At 44.3% G+C, this 17,783-nt stretch carries 19 protein-coding genes; 8 read left to right on the top strand and 11 right to left on the bottom strand.

Going from position 1 to position 17,783, the window contains the following annotated elements; translation table 11 throughout:
- Window positions 1–360 precede the first annotated feature (360 nt).
- The 5 genes from HZA77_03310 to HZA77_03290 all read left to right on the top strand — a co-directional run bounded on the left by HZA77_03310 (window position 361) and on the right by HZA77_03290 (window position 6,236).
- Window positions 361–1,725, top strand: coding sequence for a 4Fe-4S dicluster domain-containing protein (locus tag HZA77_03310; protein ID MBI5374436.1), 1,365 nt, complete (start codon window positions 361–363; stop codon window positions 1,723–1,725).
- On the top strand, window positions 1,722–2,816 hold the full coding sequence (locus HZA77_03305) for a glutamine amidotransferase family protein (protein MBI5374435.1): 1,095 nt from the start codon (window positions 1,722–1,724) through the stop codon (window positions 2,814–2,816). Before HZA77_03310 ends, HZA77_03305 begins: the two co-directional genes overlap by 4 nt.
- Before the next feature lie 19 nt (window positions 2,817–2,835).
- A complete protein-coding gene (locus tag HZA77_03300; protein ID MBI5374434.1) occupies window positions 2,836–4,341 on the top strand; it encodes an FMN-binding glutamate synthase family protein in 1,506 nt (501 codons plus the stop codon).
- 88 nt (window positions 4,342–4,429) lie between these two features.
- Complete coding sequence (locus HZA77_03295) at window positions 4,430–5,182, top strand: hypothetical protein (protein MBI5374433.1); 753 nt, start codon at window positions 4,430–4,432, stop codon at window positions 5,180–5,182.
- 10 nt (window positions 5,183–5,192) lie between these two features.
- Window positions 5,193–6,236 carry a methyltransferase gene (locus tag HZA77_03290; protein ID MBI5374432.1) on the top strand — a complete coding sequence of 348 codons (1,044 nt, stop codon included), beginning with the start codon at window positions 5,193–5,195 and terminating at the stop codon, window positions 6,234–6,236.
- A 24-nt stretch (window positions 6,237–6,260) separates the two neighbouring features.
- On the opposite strand, the gene HZA77_03285 is transcribed toward HZA77_03290, so the two are convergent.
- The 9 genes from HZA77_03285 to HZA77_03245 form a co-directional block, all read right to left on the bottom strand.
- Window positions 6,261–8,891: a glutamate synthase gene (locus HZA77_03285; protein ID MBI5374431.1), complete on the bottom strand. Its 2,631-nt coding sequence runs from the start codon at window positions 8,889–8,891 to the stop codon at window positions 6,261–6,263.
- The gene (locus HZA77_03280) at window positions 8,857–10,368 is read right to left on the bottom strand and encodes an alpha-hydroxy-acid oxidizing protein (GenBank protein ID MBI5374430.1); all 1,512 of its coding nucleotides are present in this window, start codon (window positions 10,366–10,368) and stop codon (window positions 8,857–8,859) included. Before HZA77_03280 ends, HZA77_03285 begins: the two co-directional genes overlap by 35 nt.
- On the bottom strand, window positions 10,332–11,711 hold the full coding sequence (locus tag HZA77_03275) for a hypothetical protein (GenBank protein ID MBI5374429.1): 1,380 nt from the start codon (window positions 11,709–11,711) through the stop codon (window positions 10,332–10,334). Before HZA77_03275 ends, HZA77_03280 begins: the two co-directional genes overlap by 37 nt.
- Window positions 11,711–12,649, bottom strand: a complete 939-nt coding sequence (locus HZA77_03270; GenBank protein MBI5374428.1) for a methylenetetrahydrofolate reductase — start codon at window positions 12,647–12,649, stop codon at window positions 11,711–11,713. The genes HZA77_03275 and HZA77_03270 overlap by 1 nt, the downstream gene beginning before the upstream one ends.
- Entirely contained in the window at window positions 12,649–13,314 is a 666-nt protein-coding gene (locus HZA77_03265; protein MBI5374427.1) for a methylenetetrahydrofolate reductase C-terminal domain-containing protein, read from the bottom strand. Before HZA77_03265 ends, HZA77_03270 begins: the two co-directional genes overlap by 1 nt.
- Before the next feature lie 43 nt (window positions 13,315–13,357).
- On the bottom strand, window positions 13,358–13,708 hold the full coding sequence (locus HZA77_03260; GenBank protein MBI5374426.1) for a hydrogenase iron-sulfur subunit: 351 nt from the start codon (window positions 13,706–13,708) through the stop codon (window positions 13,358–13,360).
- A gap of 187 nt (window positions 13,709–13,895) precedes the next feature.
- The gene (locus tag HZA77_03255) at window positions 13,896–14,048 is read right to left on the bottom strand and encodes a DUF5615 family PIN-like protein (GenBank protein MBI5374425.1); all 153 of its coding nucleotides are present in this window, start codon (window positions 14,046–14,048) and stop codon (window positions 13,896–13,898) included.
- Window positions 14,018–14,302, bottom strand: a complete 285-nt coding sequence (locus tag HZA77_03250) for a DUF433 domain-containing protein (protein ID MBI5374424.1) — start codon at window positions 14,300–14,302, stop codon at window positions 14,018–14,020. Before HZA77_03250 ends, HZA77_03255 begins: the two co-directional genes overlap by 31 nt.
- Before the next feature lie 124 nt (window positions 14,303–14,426).
- On the bottom strand, window positions 14,427–14,996 hold the full coding sequence (locus HZA77_03245) for a plasmid pRiA4b ORF-3 family protein (GenBank protein MBI5374423.1): 570 nt from the start codon (window positions 14,994–14,996) through the stop codon (window positions 14,427–14,429).
- A 282-nt stretch (window positions 14,997–15,278) separates the two neighbouring features.
- Between HZA77_03245 and HZA77_03240 the strand changes: the two genes are divergently transcribed.
- The 3 genes from HZA77_03240 (at window position 15,279) to HZA77_03230 (ending at window position 16,112) form a co-directional block, all read left to right on the top strand.
- Window positions 15,279–15,551 (top strand): hypothetical protein, encoded by a 273-nt coding sequence (locus HZA77_03240; GenBank protein MBI5374422.1) that lies wholly within the window; start codon window positions 15,279–15,281, stop codon window positions 15,549–15,551.
- A 95-nt stretch (window positions 15,552–15,646) separates the two neighbouring features.
- On the top strand, window positions 15,647–15,922 hold the full coding sequence (locus HZA77_03235; GenBank protein MBI5374421.1) for a hypothetical protein: 276 nt from the start codon (window positions 15,647–15,649) through the stop codon (window positions 15,920–15,922).
- A 31-nt stretch (window positions 15,923–15,953) separates the two neighbouring features.
- A complete protein-coding gene (locus HZA77_03230) occupies window positions 15,954–16,112 on the top strand; it encodes a type II toxin-antitoxin system HicB family antitoxin (protein ID MBI5374420.1) in 159 nt (52 codons plus the stop codon).
- Between the two features lie 39 nt (window positions 16,113–16,151).
- Here the strand turns inward: HZA77_03230 and HZA77_03225 are convergent, their stop codons facing one another.
- Both HZA77_03225 and HZA77_03220 read right to left on the bottom strand, forming a co-directional pair.
- The gene (locus HZA77_03225; GenBank protein MBI5374419.1) at window positions 16,152–16,985 is read right to left on the bottom strand and encodes a nucleotidyl transferase AbiEii/AbiGii toxin family protein; all 834 of its coding nucleotides are present in this window, start codon (window positions 16,983–16,985) and stop codon (window positions 16,152–16,154) included.
- A complete protein-coding gene (locus HZA77_03220) occupies window positions 16,982–17,761 on the bottom strand; it encodes a type IV toxin-antitoxin system AbiEi family antitoxin (protein MBI5374418.1) in 780 nt (259 codons plus the stop codon). The genes HZA77_03225 and HZA77_03220 overlap by 4 nt, the downstream gene beginning before the upstream one ends.
- Between the last annotated feature and the right edge of the window lie 22 nt (window positions 17,762–17,783).

Here is a 17,783-nt window from a genome sequence, read left to right as displayed (position 1 = left end):
TCCATTTTTCAATTCAGATTGCAGCTATTAAAAGACAATCAAGAAAATCCACAGGTTTTTACCAATTATTGACAATTTATATTTTTTTATTTAAAGCATACTTTGTCGTAATTTGCGTAATATCTTCAAATGGTAAACGCATTGAAGAGAAAGATGATTTATATAAGCAGCAATGCTCAAAATATTACCATCTAAACATTGATGTGAGCAATCTCTGGGCATCTGATTTTAGACAGAAGAATTTAAATTAATTCTAACCTGTTGATTTTAACGCTAATTACAAAATAATGCCAAATACAATAAAGTGGCATAGAGATTGCAGACTGTATTTATGAGTGGTAGCTTCATGAAAGGAATAGTATGTCTGTTAATGTAATGTTCTGGGGGTGTCAGATACCTGCGAGATTTCCCTTTATAGAAAAATCTTTGCGCAAGGTTTTTGATGCGCTTGATTTCAGGATACGCGATGTAAACGGCTTTACCTGCTGTCCTGAAAAAGCCCTTGTGGGCAACATGAGCAAAGATGTCTGGACACTTACGGCAGCCCGCAACCTTGCAGTGGCAAGAGAAGGCGCAGGGGAAAACCTTACGCTTATACAGGCATGCAACGGATGTTTCAGCACATTGAAAACCGTGCAGGAAAATCTCGACCACGACCCGGCTCTTCTTTCAAAAGTAAATGATGGATTAAACTCAGTCAACTTATCATACAGGGGCGGAGTAGAGGTTAAACATATAGTTGAAATGTTCCATGACGTAATTGGCGCAGACGTTATCAAATCTCAGATTAAAAGAAGTTTGAACGGACTTAAGATCGCAGTCCACCCCGGCTGTCACATGACAAGACCGAGCAGCGCCATAGATTTTGATGACCCGATCGTGCCAAAGAAATTTGATTCATTGATAAGAGCCCTTGGAGGTACAAATATAGACTATCATGCCAAGATGCTCTGCTGCGGCGGAGAGCTTACAAATATAGGTGACATAGAAAAAGGAACTGACGTGACAAGGCAGAAACTTATTGAAACGCGCAGCCTTGAGGTAGATGCCATGGCTGTTGCCTGTCCCAATTGCTTTAAACAGCTCGACAACCAGCAGTTCATGATGCAAAGGGATGGAGAGGATTTCAGCATACCGATTTTCTATATCTCCGAGCTCATAGGGCTTACCCTTGGCATAGAGCCAAAGGACCTTGGAATAGAATCACACAGGGTGAAGACTGAAAGATTCTTCGAGAGATGGAACGAGGTTGATGAGAGCACAGGAAAATCAGCGCAGCATTTTGACCTTGATGCATTGAAGGCGTGCTATGAATGCGGCGCATGTCTTGATGACTGCCCGTCTGCAAGGATTCTGGAAGATTATGACCCAAAAGCGGTTATGGAAAAAGTAATTGCAGGTAAGCTTGATGATGCAGTTAATGATCACAGGATATGGCAATGCCTTGAATGCCACACTTGCACCGAACTCTGTCCGCAGGGATTCGGAATGGAAAAGGTCTTCACGACACTAAAGAAAATGGCGGGAGAACAGGGTATAAGGCCTGCTTCTGTAGAGAAGGGGCTTGAGATGTTCACAAAAACAAGCCGCATCGGAGAGCCGTCCATGGCTCAGAGAAAGAAACTTAATCTCCCTAATCCGCCTGAGAGCGGGTTTACCCAGTGGAAAGAGATGATAGATTCAATAAAGAAGACAAAAGATGAAAAACAGGAAGGTGTTTTATGAACCATAATTACCAGAAAGACATCTCAGGATGCGGACTTACAGGACTGATAAGCAAGTCTGGAGAGCTTGTTCCGGGAAGCGTGATAATAAAATCAATCTGCCCCATGAGGGACAGGGGGAACGGTCTTGGAGCAGGGTTTGCCGCCTACGGGATATATCCTGACTACAAAGATTACTATGCTCTGCATATAATGTTTGACCATGGAACTGCAAGGGAACTCACCGAGGAATTCCTTGAATCAAACTATGAAGTTGCAAAGCATGAACGTATCCCTCATCAGAAAACAAAGTACATAGTTTATCATCCAATGCTCTACCGCTACTTTGTGAAACCCAAGAGCGGACGCCCGGACAAGGAATTTGCAGATGTTGAGGGTGATGATTTTGTAGTAAGAACTGTAATGAAGGTAAACTCTGAGATTGAAGGAGCATATGTTTTCTCAAGCGGAAAGAACATGGGCGCATTCAAGGGTGTAGGATTTCCTGATGAAATAGCGGAATTCTACATGATAGAGGATTACAAGGGATATATATGGACAGCTCACAACAGGTTCCCGACAAATACTCCGGGATGGTGGGGAGGCGCTCATCCATTCACTCTTCTTGACTGGTCAATAGTCCATAATGGCGAGATTTCATCCTACGGGATAAACAAGAGATACCTCGAGATGTTTGGCTACAGATGCACACTCTTAACTGACACCGAAGTTATAGCCTATATTTTTGACCTAATGATAAGAAGGCATGGGATGCCCTTTAAGACAGCCTGCAAAGCTGTTGCCGCTCCATTCTGGAAGGATATAGATGATATGCCTGAAGATGAAAAGGAAGCCCTCACATCGATAAGAATGGTTTACGGAAGCGCCCTTCTTAACGGGCCTTTCTCCATACTTTTTGGACACAGCAATGGTCTAATAGGGCTGAGCGACAGGATAAAGCTTCGCCCCCTCGTGGTAGCTGAAAAGGACGACAGGGTTTACATGGCGTCTGAGGAATCCTCGATAAGGGAGATATGTGCGAAACCTGCAAAAGTCTGGTATCCAAGGGCAGGTGAGCCTGTGATCGTGAACCTTGACAATAAGAACATTTAGCTGAAAGAGAAGATTAATAATGAGAAGAAGCTACCTCATACCGGAATTCGTAGTTGACATAGAGCATACAAACTGCCGCAGATGCAAACGCTGCGTTATGAACTGCAGTTATGAAGCATTAAGCTTTGAAAACAAAGTCGTGCCTGATAATTTCAAGTGCGTTGCCTGCCACAGGTGTGTCGTATACTGCCCGGAACAGGTAATAACCGTAAGGAAAAACCCGACTGATTTCAAGGGAAGTGCCAACTGGACAGACAGGCACCGCCTCGATATATGGAAGCAGGCTGAAACAGGCTCCATACTTTTAACAGGGATGGGCAACGATCTCCCCTATGAGATCATATTTGACCATCTTGTTCTCGATGCCTGCCAGGTCACTAACCCGTCAATCGACCCGTTAAGGGAGCCCATGGAACTCAGGACCTATCTTGGGAAAAAACCTGACTCACTTGAGTTTGTTGAAACACCTGACGGAAAACTTAAGCTCAAAGAGAAACCGCCAAAGAATTTAAAACTTGAAATCCCAATCGTCTTTGCGCCTATGTCCTATGGAGCTATAAGTCTTAACTCCCATAAGGCAATGGCAATGGCTGCAAAAGAAATGGGGACAGTCATGCATACCGGTGAAGGCGGGCTCCATGAAGAACTTTATGACTACGGACAATATACAATAACGCAGTGCGCATCCGGAAGGTTTGGCGTCCATGCCGATTACCTCAAAAGGGGTATTGCGGTTGACATAAAAATCGGTCAGGGTGCAAAGCCCGGAATAGGCGGCCATCTGCCGGGTGAAAAGGTAGGTCTAGATATCTCAAAGACCCGTATGATTCCGATGGGGACCGATGCGCTTTCGCCTGCCCCGCACCACGACATATATTCCATAGAGGATTTAAGACAGCTTATATTCGCAATCAAGGAAGCAACAGGCTACAAGCCGGTTTCTGTAAAGATAGCGACAGTCCATAATATTGCTGCCATCGCAAGTGGCGTAGTAAGGGCAGGAGCAGATATCGTCTATCTTGACGGTTTCAGGGGCGGCACCGGTGCTGCGCCAAGGATAGTAAGGGACCATGTTGGAATACCCCTTGAGCTTGCCCTGGCTTCAGTTGACGACAGGCTTAGACAGGAAGGTATAAGAAACCATGCTTCGCTTATCGCGGCAGGAAGCATACGCTCGGCTGCCGATGCGATTAAAGCAATTGCCCTCGGCGCTGATGCTGTGGCCATAGGAACAGGGGCGCTCATAGCCATTGGATGCCGCGTCTGCCAGACATGCCATATGGGAAGATGCGCATGGGGTATTGCAACGCAGAGACCAGAGCTTACCAGAAGGCTTGACCCTGAAATAGCTGCAGAGAGACTGATAAATCTTTTGAGGGCATGGAGTCTTGAGATAAAAGAAGTGCTTGGAAGCCTGGGGCTTAACGCAATTGAATCTCTGCGTGGAAGCAGGGAAAGGTTGAGGGGCATAGGGCTTGATTCGCAGACCCTTGATATACTTGCCGTAAAAGCGGCAGGGAAATAATAAGTAAATAGGAGTATAGTGTAAAATGGAAGGAAACTTAACTACTCGGCTTAACAAGAAACTAACCGTGAGGGGAAATCCCGCTAAAATGGACGAAAAAAAATTAGTAATTGACGCCCATGATATTTATTACAAAGAACTTAATGAGATGGTGCGTGATGCCATTTTAAATAAGGATTATAATATTGTTGAGCTTGATAATGTAAACGGACAGCGCTATATCGGCGATGCCATAGAAAAGGAAGCTACCATAATAATAAATGGTGTCCCCGGAAACGACCTTGGCGCTTTCATGAGCGGTCCAACCATAATAGTAAATGACAATGTGCAGGATGCAGTGGGCAACACGATGAGTCTTGGCAAGATAGTTGTGCATGGTCAGGCGAGCGATGTAATCGGCTACGGAATGAGGGGCGGCAAGATATTCATCAAGGGTGATGTGGGCTACAGGGTAGGAATCCACATGAAAGCATACAAGGAGAGAATGTCATATATAGTGGCTGGCGGCAATGCAGGGGATTTCTTCGGCGAATATATGGCAGGAGGAATACTGGTACTTCTTGGTCTTGAAGAAGAAGATGAAAGACCAATAGTTGGAGATTATCTCGGGACAGGAATGCATGGCGGGATCATCTATGTTCGCGGCGAAGTAAATAAGAAGAAACTTGGAAAAGAGGTCGGCATTGTTGACATGACAGATGCTGACATGAAAGAACTTGAGAAACTACTGAAAGAGTATGCCGCAGATCTGGATCTTGATTATGAGAATATCATGTCCAAACCTTTTCTTAAAATTATACCAGTAAGCCATCGCCCTTACGGAAGGCTCTACGCCTATTAAAAGGAAACAGATGCCACCCAGGAAAGTTGGCGGGCTTAATTCTGACAAGATAATTGAGATAGCGACCGCCTTTCATCTTTCAAAAATACTTTTTGTGGGTGTGGAATTTGATGTGTTCAGCTTAATTGGCAAGGGAAAGCTCACGCCTGCCGAAGTTGCCGGGAAATGCTATCTCCCTGTACGGTCTGCCACAAGGTTGCTTAATGGTTTGACTGCCATAAATCTTCTCAAATATAAAAACGGAAAGTATTTCAACACACCTGTATCGCTTGCATATCTTGTAAAAGGAAAACCTGATTATCTTGGCGGTCTGATGCGCGCCTATGACAAGATTCTCTATGACAGATGGGGCGAGCTTGGAGAGGCGATAAAAAAAGATTCCTATGGGCGTGTTTTCGGAGAAAAAGGAGACACCATAGGAAATATATCAATTGATCCTGAAATAGCAAAAGCTGCAATGGCGGCACAGCATGCCTACAGCGTTAAGCCTGCAGAAGAGCTTGCGAGTTCATTTAACTTCTCAAAATACAAACACCTCCTTGATTTGGGCGGAGGCTCAGGGATCATCTCTGTAATGGCTGCAAAGAAACACCCAAAGCTCAAGGCAACTATCTTTGATTTTCCTCCTGTATGCAAGGTTGCAGAAGGGACAATAGCAAATTACAAGATGAATAGCCGGGTGAAAACCCATCCCGGCAATATACTTAAAGACCCATTCCCGCAGGGTGCAGATCTTATTTTAATCTCCGGCATCCTCGACGGCTACAACGAGGAGAATTGCCGCAAGATGGTAAACAAGGCTTATGATTATCTCCCCAAAGGCGGTGCTATAATATTAAAAGAATCTATAGTAAAAGATGACCGCACAGGACCTCTCTTCCCAGTGCTTTTCTCGATTGCCCTCATGATTGAAACTGAAGGGGGCGACTCGCGCTCCCGCGGCGAGATGACTAAGTGGTTAAAAGATGCAGGCTTCAAGAATATCAGCTTCAAGACAATGACAAAGCTGTCCGGCAAGTTCCGCAACCTCGGTTATGTAACCGGGGTGAAGTGACAACGTAATTATTAAAGTAGAGACCTATTCTTCTTCATCAGCCATTTCACTGGCAAGGACCTCGGCCTGGATGGGCATTATTTTCCTGTAAACGTCTTCCGGAGGCAGCCTTTTGCCATCTACGGTAAGTAAATCCGAAACTTTTATTTTGAATAATTCTTCATTCTCATCCAGATATGGCGCAATAACGTCCCAATCGGCTTTTTTCAATTTAACGATTGTTCCGCCGTTTAACTGCTGCTCAACAATTGTATTTTTCGGATCACGGATATAAAGCGCCCCGCCGGAAGCCAGAGAAAAAAGGTTTGAACCGGGATAGGGCAACGATAATTCACGTAAAGCGCCTTTTTGGTCAAACTCAATTCCATTGACAATAGCAAAACCCCCGCCGTTTAGGGCATCGCCCGCCATAAATGATTCCGCGAGAAAATCAAGACAGGTTCCGTTAATCACAACCCTGGGACGTCCTACGGCATTAATCAATGGGCGGCCTGCAGCATTTCCCATAATAAAAACCTTTCCGCCTTTTGCCCCGTACATGAATGTTTGTCCCACGCTTCCGTAGACGACCAAATTTCCGTCTTTAAGTATCTGCCCAAGCTGGTCCTGGGCATCGCCATGGATATATAATTGGCATCCGTCCATGCCGCTGCCCGCGTAGTCCCCTGAACTGCCGTAGAGATCCATGCGGATTTCATGGGAGCCGGGACCGAATCCGCAGCCATGAAACCTTTGCCCTTTAAGGTTAAACACCACAAAATGCTTCCACCCTAAGGTATATGATTTTACCGCAAGTGTGGAATCGCAGTTTTCCCCTTCAGGCTCAAACTCGGCGGCATCTACAACAAGGATTTTCTCGCCTGCTGCAGGAGGCCTTAACAGATCTTTGGTTGCATAGGTGATTCTGCAATATTCAGAATTGCCGGATTTTTTTTCAGCAATAGAAGGTGTATTGTGCAGTAAAGAATCGATGCCGGAACGGATTATCTGCAAAACAGAGCTTCTCTTTTTATGTCCATTATCATATTTCATATCATTGAGCAGGGTGAGCGTCTCAATGGCAGAAGCAGTGTTTCTGCCGCTTCCGTGAGAAACGATATGGTCTATATACCAGCGCAGCTTCATATAATCGCATTCAGATATTTTGCCGGAAATTAATGTAAAAAGCTCCGGCGCGCTGCCATTTTCTAAAAGCCGTTTTATTTCATCGCCTTCGGCAATGGTGCCGGCGCTGGCAAAATTTTCAGAAAAATTACACGCAATTTTTTCGGGATCAGCTTTTACCTCATGCCCGAATTTATTAAAACAGCGCAATTCACCTTCTGCGCCGTTTGGTTTTACTTTAAAAACAAACGCTCCGCCGTCTGCGTGACTGCCGCCCCGGGCGTTCCAATATTTGTCGGCAATGGGTCTGAATCTGCTGTCTTCTTTTGAAATACTTCCCAAAGCCGCGTCAATAGCCTTTTTTTCGGAAGCGCATAAACCTATTTGCACCTTTCCTTCGGAAAGGGCGAACACCTGGGGCCTCAGCATGGATGTATCTGTTATTCCCAAAAGCTGGTATTCGTTTGCATCGGGCTGGCTTCTGGCTATTATAAAAAACCACGGACCATCCGGGGAGGCGTGAATGTGCATGGCCTGAATGGCTGCGTAAATTTTTTGTTTTTCTTTTGGAAGCCGGTCAAAATCAAGCTCAGTGGTGGGAGCAAGCGCTTCAATAATGTATTCCATTGGATATTTATAAACGCGGTTCCACAGGTCAAATATCATGACCGAAACCTCGGTATCCGTTAAAAACTGGGGTATCATGTTACGTTCTTTAAGGTATTCGGACACGGAATGATAGTTTGCAAAATCACCGTTATGTACAAGTGCCTCGTTCATTCCAATAAAAGGATGCGCTCCTCCTGGATGCCAGACCCGCCCCTTGGTCGGGTAGCGCTGGTGTGCGATCCATATATGTGCCTGCATATCTTCGAGCTGGTAATACTTTACCACGTTTTCTGCATAGCCCACTATTTTCATGATCATTAAATTCCTGGCATGCGAAAGAACGAACGCCTTTTTATCTCCAAGCGAAGCGTAGTATTTCTGGTTTATTTTAAATGAATTCTGCCAAACGAATTCATCTTCAATGTCGCGATGAGCTGCCTTTGCAAAGGGTTTTGAGAACTTGCTTAAAACGTCTTTTTTTACACGGACGAAATATTGTTTTACATCCGGGGGTTTTGTCTCCAGACCCAGGGCGTTAAAATCTTTCACTGTTGGCATTTGATGAATGTGATGAATATCAAAATGGGGGTTAATAAAACTGCTTTCAAGCTCCTTTACAATGCCGCTATCCATGTAGGCAACATTAAGCAGATAACACGAATCCAGCATCTCTTGTGAAATTCCAAAATACCGGGCATCAAGTCCGGCGGCGGCAATACCCCCGCCTTTGCCATTGCCTCTGTTATGCATCTGGCAGGAAGGCTCAAAGATATGACGACCGCTTATTTTAACGTTTGCGGCAAAGCCTACGACTCCGCACCCGCCTTCCTGCGCCGGTTTTTCTTCCGCATTATTATGTGCATGGGCTGGAAGCAGGGCACGGGACCTTTGTATGGTATCAGAAAAATTATCCATCTTTATCCTTGTTTTCATTGTTTTCATAGTCAAGGTGCAGCAGCAGCTCTGTCCGCCCGACAACCTCTGTAACTGAGCTGCAGCCTGCCGCAGCGACAAGTTTCCTCAACTGCTTATCGAAGGAAGCATATAAATTATACATCCGCTGAAAAGCCCAATCAACGCTGAACATAACGCCTAATAATGGGTCTGTGGTTGCAATCCCGCGCGCACATCCGCGTCCGCTCTCACAGTTTTTACAGCGCAGGCATTCCAGTGCGACCATTTCTGAAGTGCCTATTACAACACCGTCTGCACCCAGGGCGATTGCCTTGAAAATATCATGTGCGGTTCTTAATCCTCCTGAGGCGATAAGCGTTATTTTATCTCTTATGCCTTCCTGCGTCAGAAAACGGTGAGTTTTATTTATGGCATAATCTATAGGCATGGCGATATTTTTTTTAGCAATTTCCGGTGCTGCACCGGTGCCGCCATAGCTTCCGTCTATATGAATGACATGCGCTCCGGCATAATAACTGCCCACGGCTACCATTTCTACATCTGTAGGCGTTGATACTTTGGTGGAAACCAGAGTTTTTGGGTTTATGTGCTTGATCCAGTCCACATGTTTCTTGTGGTCTTCAATTGAATAGACCGAATGAAAAGGAAAAGGAGAAAAAAGCGGGTTTCCTTTGACGGACTCGCGCATTCTTGCGACCGCTTCGGTGACTTTGTCTCCAAGGAGGTGTCCGCCGAGACCCGGTTTTGCACCCTGCGCATATTTGAATTCCACCATGCGTACCCGCTGGATGGTTTCTTCTCTTACCCCAAAAAGCCCGGTTGCAACCTGTGTAATAACATGATTATCGTACGGGTGAAGGGCCTCGGGATACCCTCCTTCGCCTGTGCAGGTAAGGGTGTTCCATGCGGCTGCGTTTTTGGCGCGGCCGATCATGGTGCTTTCGCTTATGGAACCGAATGACATTCCGCCCCCGTAAATGGGCATATCTATAATGAGGCTTGGCCGGCCGTCGTTTCTTTTATTAAGGTTGATCCGCATATCGACTTTTTTAGGATCTATTGATTCCTTCGGCCGCGCTTTTATCCTTATCCTATCCAATCCGCCGCCGGAATTCCCGCTGTCGGACTCAATTTCCATATAGGGTAATTCGCCTGTTTCAGCCTGGTACCAGGTGGAGACAATAAGGTCTGGCGTCCAACGGTAATCACCCAATACTTTATAATTTGGATTGACTGCAACTGAAAGGGCGCCTGCAGGGCAGTTTTTTACACAGCCTTTTTCCGACTCCGCGCACTTTAAACCTGAGCACAAGTAGGATTTAGGGCGCAGCATTTTATCCCCTGCTTTTACAAATACGCTGTAAGGACATACTGTTACACATTTCCCGCAGCTTGTGCAGCGCTCGGACCGGTGAACGGCGAATTTGCCGATGCGGTTTTTAAAACGGGATGGGGTTTTTATGATGTTTACCATACTCTCTTTCCGAATATCGGTGCATAACATTCTTCTTCCAGGTCCCTGAAAAACATTACCCGGCCGGTTTCCCCTCTTAACCTTCGCACTTCGCGAAGGCCCATAGCGCCCATAACCTCAATCAGTTGTGAATGCCACGATGCAAGAAGGTTTACGATTCTTTTGGTTCCCCATTGAGGATCTATCGCATCGATATGCACGTGGCAGGGTTCTTCTTCCAGGCATTCAAGGCACATCCTGCATTCCAGGGCTACAAGCAGCGCATTGTCAACGACAACTCCATCTGCACCGCAAGCGATCAGTTTTGCCACATGCTCGGCCATGGCAATTCCTCCTCCCGCCAGAATGGTAACGCAATCCCTTATCGATTCGGCAAGGAGCCCCCGGTGCGTTTCTCTGACTATTTCCTTTATGAAATAATCTGAATCGGAGCCTGTTCCTCTGCCGCTGTGATTTGCATAAAGATGAAAAGTTCCTATTTTATTCTTTGCAAGCTTTACAACAGTTTGAGCTGTATTCTTTGAAATAGGAAGGCCAATGCATATTACAAGCCCCGGTTTGCTTTTAGAAATCTCTCCGGCAAGCTTTTCCGCTTTATCAATTAACTGTCCTTCACAGGATTCAAGAAATATTTCTATCATTTTGCTGGAATTATCAGGCTCTATTTTCTCGTTAATACTGTAGCGTGGAATAATGTGAGAACCGGTGCTCTCCCTGTCGTCGCAAAATGCGAGGGTTTGAAGTTTCCGGGCTGCCTGCTGCACAGCCTGCTTCACCCCGCGCCATGTACCAGCCTGCCTGGGCACATCGAAAATAATCGGCAGTGGTAAAGAGAACATAGGAGGAAGGTCGTCTGCCAGTTCCTGACCATTAAAATGCAACCGGTCTAATTTTGTGCCAATATCAATGGATGTGCTGATGTATTCACGGCCATGTATGCCATCGCGGGTGGGCCTGACGATTTCGGACATATCAGTCCACATATCGTCGAATCCTGTGCCGGAAAAAGGGCCGTCGTATCCTGCTCCTGAAACGGGAATTTTACCTGCATGCGCCTGCTGCCAGAGAGAAGTAAGTATGGCCGGGGTCCAGTAACTGTTTCCAATTTGGGTATACTCAGGATTCAATAATTTTGACAGGATGTTGTTTTTGCATTCCTGAACGCAGCGCATGCACGATTTGCAAAAACTGCCGGACGAATCCACAAGTTCAGATGACAAAAACTCCCTTTTTTTATAAACGTCGTAAATGCAGTTTCGCTTGGCGCAATCATTACAGCCTAAGCACTGGTCTCTTTCGGTTGAACTTAGTTTGAATACAGGTTGATATCGCGGTTCAGCAGGTTCCGCATGGATATGATATTTTTCCGGCATCAGGCTGTCTCCGGGCGGGGAAGCAGGTTCGCCTTGCCGGAAATTTCCTGCATGGCCGTTTCCCATTCGATCGGCTGAATGTGCACGCCCCGCACACCCTCAATTTTGCGGATTTCATTTATCAATTCAATGGTGATTTTTATGCCTTCCTCTTTTGGGTTTTCAGCCTGGCTCATACGCTGGATCATCTTTTCCGGCACCGAAACACCGGCGACACTTGTGTTCATGTAATTCAACATACCCGCGCTTTTAGGAACTATGATACCAGCAAGGATAGCGGTCTTTTCATGAAACCCTTTTTCCCTGGCTTTTTTCATTGCATCGCTAAAGCGTTCAACATCATAAATTCCCTGCGTCTGCACAAAATCTGCGCCTGCCTGTATCTTCTTTCCAAGACGGATTACCCTAAAATCAACAGGATCTCCCAGAGGTGTCCACGCTGCTCCTATAAAGAGCGGCACATCGCTTTTAATCGGGTCGCCTCCCTGCTGTTTATGTTCGTCCCGCATGGTACGCAGGATGCTTATCAGGTTGATGGAATCAACATCGTACACGTTTTTAGCTCCGGGATGTCCAAGAAGCTTTCCGGCTCTTCCAAAAGACTGGTGGTCGCCCGAAAGACAAAGGCAATTACGGATTCCAAGTGCCACGGCCCCGAGTATGTCGCTCTGCATGGCAATCCGGTTCCTGTCCCTGCAAACCATCTGCATGATAGGTTCAATACCCTCTTTTACGCAGATTGCCGAGGCTGCTATCGATGACATGCGTACAACCGCTGTCTGGTTGTCTGTTACATTAAAAGCATCTGCCGTTCCATTGAGGATTGCCGCTTTTTTTGCAATAACCTCTGCATCTGCGCTCATGGGCGGCCCCAATTCTGCGGTGACTGCAAAATTGCCCTGCTCCAGTATTTTCTCCAGCCTGCTGCCTGATTTCATTATTCTAATTCCTCCCTCGCAAGCACCCTTGGTCCTCCGTCTCTGGACGTTGACCAGTCTTTAGGTGGGATTATGCTTTCCATCTGCTCCAGTTTTCCCTTTTCCTTGTGCCGTTCTACAATCAATGCCCACGCACAGGGTGTATCTTCTGATATTTCGCATTTTCCGTCATGGGTGCCGCCGCAGGGTCCATTGAGAAGGCTTTTGCTGCAGCGGGCTATCGGGCAAATACCCATGGTTAAATCGAGGATGCAGTTACCACAACCGCCGCAGCGCTCTTCCCAGGAGTTTTGCTTGGCATGCGTGCCCATAAATGTGGTGTTCAATCCGGGAAGTATGGTGATGTCCGCAAACCGCAGGGACATTTCCTGCACTCCCACACCGCATGCTATAGAAAGCACCACATCCTGCTCCAATACTTTTTGAGCGTGTTCTTCGATCATTTCCGGCTCGCATTGCCTTTCTATGCAGCATTCTGAAATTTTGATGGAAATCTTTTTATCAGCAAATGCGATCCGCAACTGGCTTGCCAGCAGTTCAACTTCTTTTTGCCCGCCGGAACGGCATTCAGCAACGCAGGTGGCACAGCCGGCAATCAGGACTTTTTTGTGTTTTTCCAGTTTTTCGATGATTTCCTGTAATGGCTTTCTTTGTGCGACTATCATGTTAGAGTTTCCTTTTTATAAGTTAATATGACCGGTTACCTGATCATGCTCCCTGTAAAAGTGCATGGAAATCAGATAATTCCTTTTTAATATCTCTGCCCGGTTCATACCGGATTGTCATAAGCCTTTTTTTATCGATACCAGCTTCCATAAGCAAATGCTCGGCAAGCTTTATTCTCCGCAATGCCCGCGCGCTTCCTTCGAGGGTTTTGCATCGGGTAGTATCGCAGATACCAATACAAACGCCCTGCTCTCCATCTTCAAAAGCCCGCAATATATGAATCGCTTCAAGCTGACCCGAGCAGCTCAACACGAATTCGCGTACATAAGGAAGATCTATCTTTTTTTCCACACCGCCGCAATTCTGGCATCTGTATAAAATTATTTGTTTCACGTAATTCCCTGTTTTACTGTTAACCGTACATCCCTGATTACCATAACTATTACTAATACAAAAAAAATATGACAAGGGGATTTTTGATACAAATAAAACAATATCCTTGTCAATGCAAAAAACATGCAAAAAATTATTTAGAGGAAACGGGAGGGATAAATACGTTACAGGCGTGAAGTGACACAGCTTAAGACGTCATTATTTTTTCTTTTTGTAGAATTTTCCATATCTCGTCATCTGTCATTCCTTGATTTTCTGTGCCGCGAATATCCATAACATCATGACTGGCACTGCGCAGCTCTTTTACAGTTAACGCAGGGATATTTTCATCTGCAAATATCCTCGTGCCACTATTTCATCGGGGATAATCTGCTCTTCAGTCAGTTCTGCAGCATACTCAATACAAGCAAAAATGTCTTTACGTGTAATTGTTGGGTATTCCTCAAGAAGCTCATCAACAGTGTATCCATTTGCCAGCATGTGCAGAATTTGATGTACGGGGATACGCGTTCCTTTAATACATGCTTGACCATGGCAAACTTTGGAATCAATTGATATATGATTTAACATTGTTAGTTGTCGTTTTTTGGTCATTTAACACCTCCTTGAAAAATATTATTATTGCAAACTACCAATTTCTTTTTCATGGCTCGGATTTTTTTAACGCAATATGTTAATAAAATATTACTATCAGCATGCGTTTTATAATTTATTCAGGTCAATAGTACACCATCTTAAGTCTTGTTTTAGGATTATCAAATTTAACTTTGGAAGCATCGAATTCATCAGGGTCATAATCTTTACCGTACCATGTCTTCATTTCCTTATATTCTTTACCCTTTTTTCTTTTCATAATCTCGCAGAACTCTTCGTATCCCGGAGTGCCGCCGCAATCTTCAGGAGGACATGCTCGCGCACCATCAGTACATTTGGGTTTTTTTGTTTCTCTATCAATGATTTCTTCAAATTCAATTTCATGCTCCCATCCGTCACCGAAATCATAAGTGTAAAGAACCTTTTGACCAATCTCTTTGATATATTCTTTGAGCTTAGTCTCCCAGCCGGCTTTCACTTCTTTATAATCCATTTCTTCCGGGTCGGGAATGCCAATATAAAAGTCGTCGTTTTCGTTAATTTCAAAAGAGTGAAGGTGGGAATCAAACCAACCAAATGCGTCCTGAATCGCAACATGCAAATCCCAGAATGAATAATTTTCAGGTACTATTATCCTCCTCCAAATAGGCGGCTCAATGTCCAGAAGCGTAATCTTAAATTGCATGCCTTTCATAATGTTATAATCATCCCAATAGATTAAGGTGTCTCTTAAAGATAGAATACAGTAACTATTAACGATGTCAATCCAGATTAGATAGCTTAAAGCTGCATAACTCTTATAACAACAGCAGCTCAGCGGCAAATTCCGCAAACTCGGCTATGTCACCGGCGTGAAGGGACAACCGCATTATTACTTGCAAGCTTACTTCCTTATTTGTTATTCTTAAATTGACAATTCTGCTTAGTATAGGAAAATAAAAACAAATCTATGCATTAGAAAAAAGGAATTAATATTATGGGAAAATTAGCTTTAAAAAAAGAATCTCTCGACTTAGTAAAAGCAGGCTTAGAAATTGAAAAGAATATATTAAAATTGAGTGTTCAAAAATATCAAAGCCAGCTCAGGGCATTTGAAAAGAAACACAAACTATCTTCAGAAGAATTCATTAAAAAGTTTAAAGAAGGAAAACTTGGAGATGATGAAGAATGGTTTGACTGGCTTTTCGCCTATAAAGCTGTCAATCATTCCAAACAGAAGATTTCCAATATCAAGGAGATTGCTTTCTGATCAGAGTATATTTCAAGAAACTCGAAAGAAAAATTAAGTTATGTGAATGGCTGATTAAATCTAAAGATATCAACTATGACATGATATCTGAGGAAATGGGGATAATTAAGGGGAAAATCACTTTTATAGATGGTTCAGTTTTTGATTTTAGAGAAATAATGGGTATCAAAGAAATAGATTACCGGTTCCATTATATGGATAAAAATATGAAACTGATTTGCAGATGGGATTCAGCGCCTCATCATCCGGAAATTAAATCTTTTCCCTACCATCTTCATACAAACAAGGAAGTCCTGAATTCTCCGAAAATGAATTTAATCAAAGCTCTTGATGAAATAAGTCTAAATGTAATCTGGAATATAGAAAGATAAAAATCTTTGACGGTTTTGTCTAAATTTCAAAATGGATAAAAAGTTTACCGTAATAATTGAGCAGGATGAAGGGGGATACTTTATTGCAGAAGTCCCCGAGCTTAAGGGCTGTCACACTCAGGCAAAGTCACTTGATACCCTTATGAAAAGAACCAAAGAAGCAATTCAGCTTTGCCTTGAGGTTTGTTGAAATTTCAAAAGAAGACTTAAGGAAAATAATACATATTTATTATTTTTTAATTCTTTGTTCTTTTCTTGTTTTTTCCCGCTTCCACGGCTCTCCGGGAATAAGAGTGACCAACTGATTCATAACAACCTCGCCTGCTTTATGTAAATCCCATTCACCTTCAGCGTAAAGCAACGGACTTATATCTTCGATGAAGCGAGCGTCATAGAGCTTCTCGTAAAGATTCTTTTCAAATTCCGCACGTGTCACCTTGTTACCTTCATGCTCCATGTAGTTCAGAAAACATTCAATCACTTTTTCCGGTTTTGCATTTGTATTTGTTAGAGCTGTCCAAAGGTCAAAAAGGTCGCGCCCTTTTTTACGTTGATAAAGACCGCGAAGCTTTGTACCTAAAAGTTCTTCAAGCTGATAGGTCAGGATATCAGCGCTCCCTGTAAACCATTTTGAATTGACAGCAAATTTTCGTTTTTCAAAACCCAGAACCGTAAAATGCTCCCGTGAATTGATTTCAACCTTAAGCTTTAGCAGTGGTCCTTCTTCAGATTGCACTTTATATATCAGTGTTACTCTGCCTTCAGAGAAATTGCGTTTTGGCACGCCAAGCCAATGGTTGAGATTTTCCTGCAAGGCATCAATGACTCCCCCGATAGCGCCGCGATTGACCTGTACTAGATCAATGTCTTCAGAATATCTGGCAGGTTTTAAATACAACTTATAAAGAGCTGTTCCTCCCCGAAAGGCAAGGTTTTTTGCCACTATCGGATGGCTGAATATCTCCACCAGCGCCCTGCTGATTATCAGGTCCTGTTCAACCTGATAGCTCTGCGGCCACGGGGCGTACGCCTTCCATTCTTTAATATAGGCAAGAGAAATCAAACTTCAGACTCCACTTGAGCATTTACAAATATCTTCCACCTACTATCCAATTTTGCCCCTTTTATACTAAGGTTTGGCATCAAAGGGGAACGAACTGGTTGTTTAGTTTTGATGTAGCGTGCAAGCACTTCAGCTTTTTTCTGTTCTCCAATAAGATCAAGCAGATAACCAAGCCTTTGTACCCAGGCAATTGGTGAAAGTTTAGCAACTTTCAATAAGTGATCAGCATCTATCTTTTCCGCAAGTTCAGTTAGAACAGTTGCCACATTATCAAGTCCGGCACAATGCCTGACATAGCCGATTAAATCAAGAGCAGTTGCTTCAGGAGTTGCTATTTTCAATATTCCTGCACGAGTATTTCTTTGCTGAGTTGGGATCTTTGCTGCATTCTTCCGGAAGATGAATTCCACCCGCATCTTGCCGCATTTTATTGGCCTTCGACGTTTTGCAACCATAACCTGGAAAACCTGGGGACGGTGATGTGCAGCCCCATGATACTCACCAGCGCTCAGAAGACCGGTGTAATAAACCTCACCCAGATACTCCATCAGATCAGGTATGAACTGTTCGGGAGGTATGCAGCCTGCCGAACGGTATTCCGGGGAAACAATGACATAAAACCCCCGGTAGGGCATTGCAATCTCCCCCTTTTTCTGTAAACGGTGGAGCCCAGCTTTGATTGCCATTGGGGTTGAGCTTTTCAGCTTCTTAACATCATCGAAACTAAAAGAAGAGCGCCCATTTGCTGATAGTTTAAGAATGAAATCGGCAAGCATAATTGCTCCATTTGTATGGATT

This window comes from Candidatus Schekmanbacteria bacterium (assembly GCA_016219965.1).
Taxonomy (GTDB): Bacteria; Schekmanbacteria; GWA2-38-11; order GWA2-38-11; family J061; genus JACRJM01.
Note: the sequence above shows the minus strand (reverse complement) of the source record. Positions and strands in the feature narration are given on the sequence as shown.

Coding starts and splice junctions, on each gene's coding strand:
- HZA77_03310 (MBI5374436.1), top strand. CDS start 361: ATGTCTGTTAATGTAATGTTCTGGGGGTGTCAGATACCTGCGAGATTT.
- HZA77_03305 (MBI5374435.1), top strand. CDS start 1,722: ATGAACCATAATTACCAGAAAGACATCTCAGGATGCGGACTTACAGGA.
- HZA77_03300 (MBI5374434.1), top strand. CDS start 2,836: ATGAGAAGAAGCTACCTCATACCGGAATTCGTAGTTGACATAGAGCAT.
- HZA77_03295 (MBI5374433.1), top strand. CDS start 4,430: ATGGACGAAAAAAAATTAGTAATTGACGCCCATGATATTTATTACAAA.
- HZA77_03290 (MBI5374432.1), top strand. CDS start 5,193: ATGCCACCCAGGAAAGTTGGCGGGCTTAATTCTGACAAGATAATTGAG.
- HZA77_03285 (MBI5374431.1), bottom strand. CDS start 8,891: ATGAAAACAATGAAAACAAGGATAAAGATGGATAATTTTTCTGATACC.
- HZA77_03280 (MBI5374430.1), bottom strand. CDS start 10,368: ATGTTATGCACCGATATTCGGAAAGAGAGTATGGTAAACATCATAAAA.
- HZA77_03275 (MBI5374429.1), bottom strand. CDS start 11,711: ATGCCGGAAAAATATCATATCCATGCGGAACCTGCTGAACCGCGATAT.
- HZA77_03270 (MBI5374428.1), bottom strand. CDS start 12,649: ATGAAATCAGGCAGCAGGCTGGAGAAAATACTGGAGCAGGGCAATTTT.
- HZA77_03265 (MBI5374427.1), bottom strand. CDS start 13,314: ATGATAGTCGCACAAAGAAAGCCATTACAGGAAATCATCGAAAAACTG.
- HZA77_03250 (MBI5374424.1), bottom strand. CDS start 14,302: ATGACCAAAAAACGACAACTAACAATGTTAAATCATATATCAATTGAT.
- HZA77_03245 (MBI5374423.1), bottom strand. CDS start 14,996: ATGAAAGGCATGCAATTTAAGATTACGCTTCTGGACATTGAGCCGCCT.
- HZA77_03240 (MBI5374422.1), top strand. CDS start 15,279: ATGGGAAAATTAGCTTTAAAAAAAGAATCTCTCGACTTAGTAAAAGCA.
- HZA77_03235 (MBI5374421.1), top strand. CDS start 15,647: ATGGGGATAATTAAGGGGAAAATCACTTTTATAGATGGTTCAGTTTTT.
- HZA77_03230 (MBI5374420.1), top strand. CDS start 15,954: ATGGATAAAAAGTTTACCGTAATAATTGAGCAGGATGAAGGGGGATAC.
- HZA77_03220 (MBI5374418.1), bottom strand. CDS start 17,761: ATGCTTGCCGATTTCATTCTTAAACTATCAGCAAATGGGCGCTCTTCT.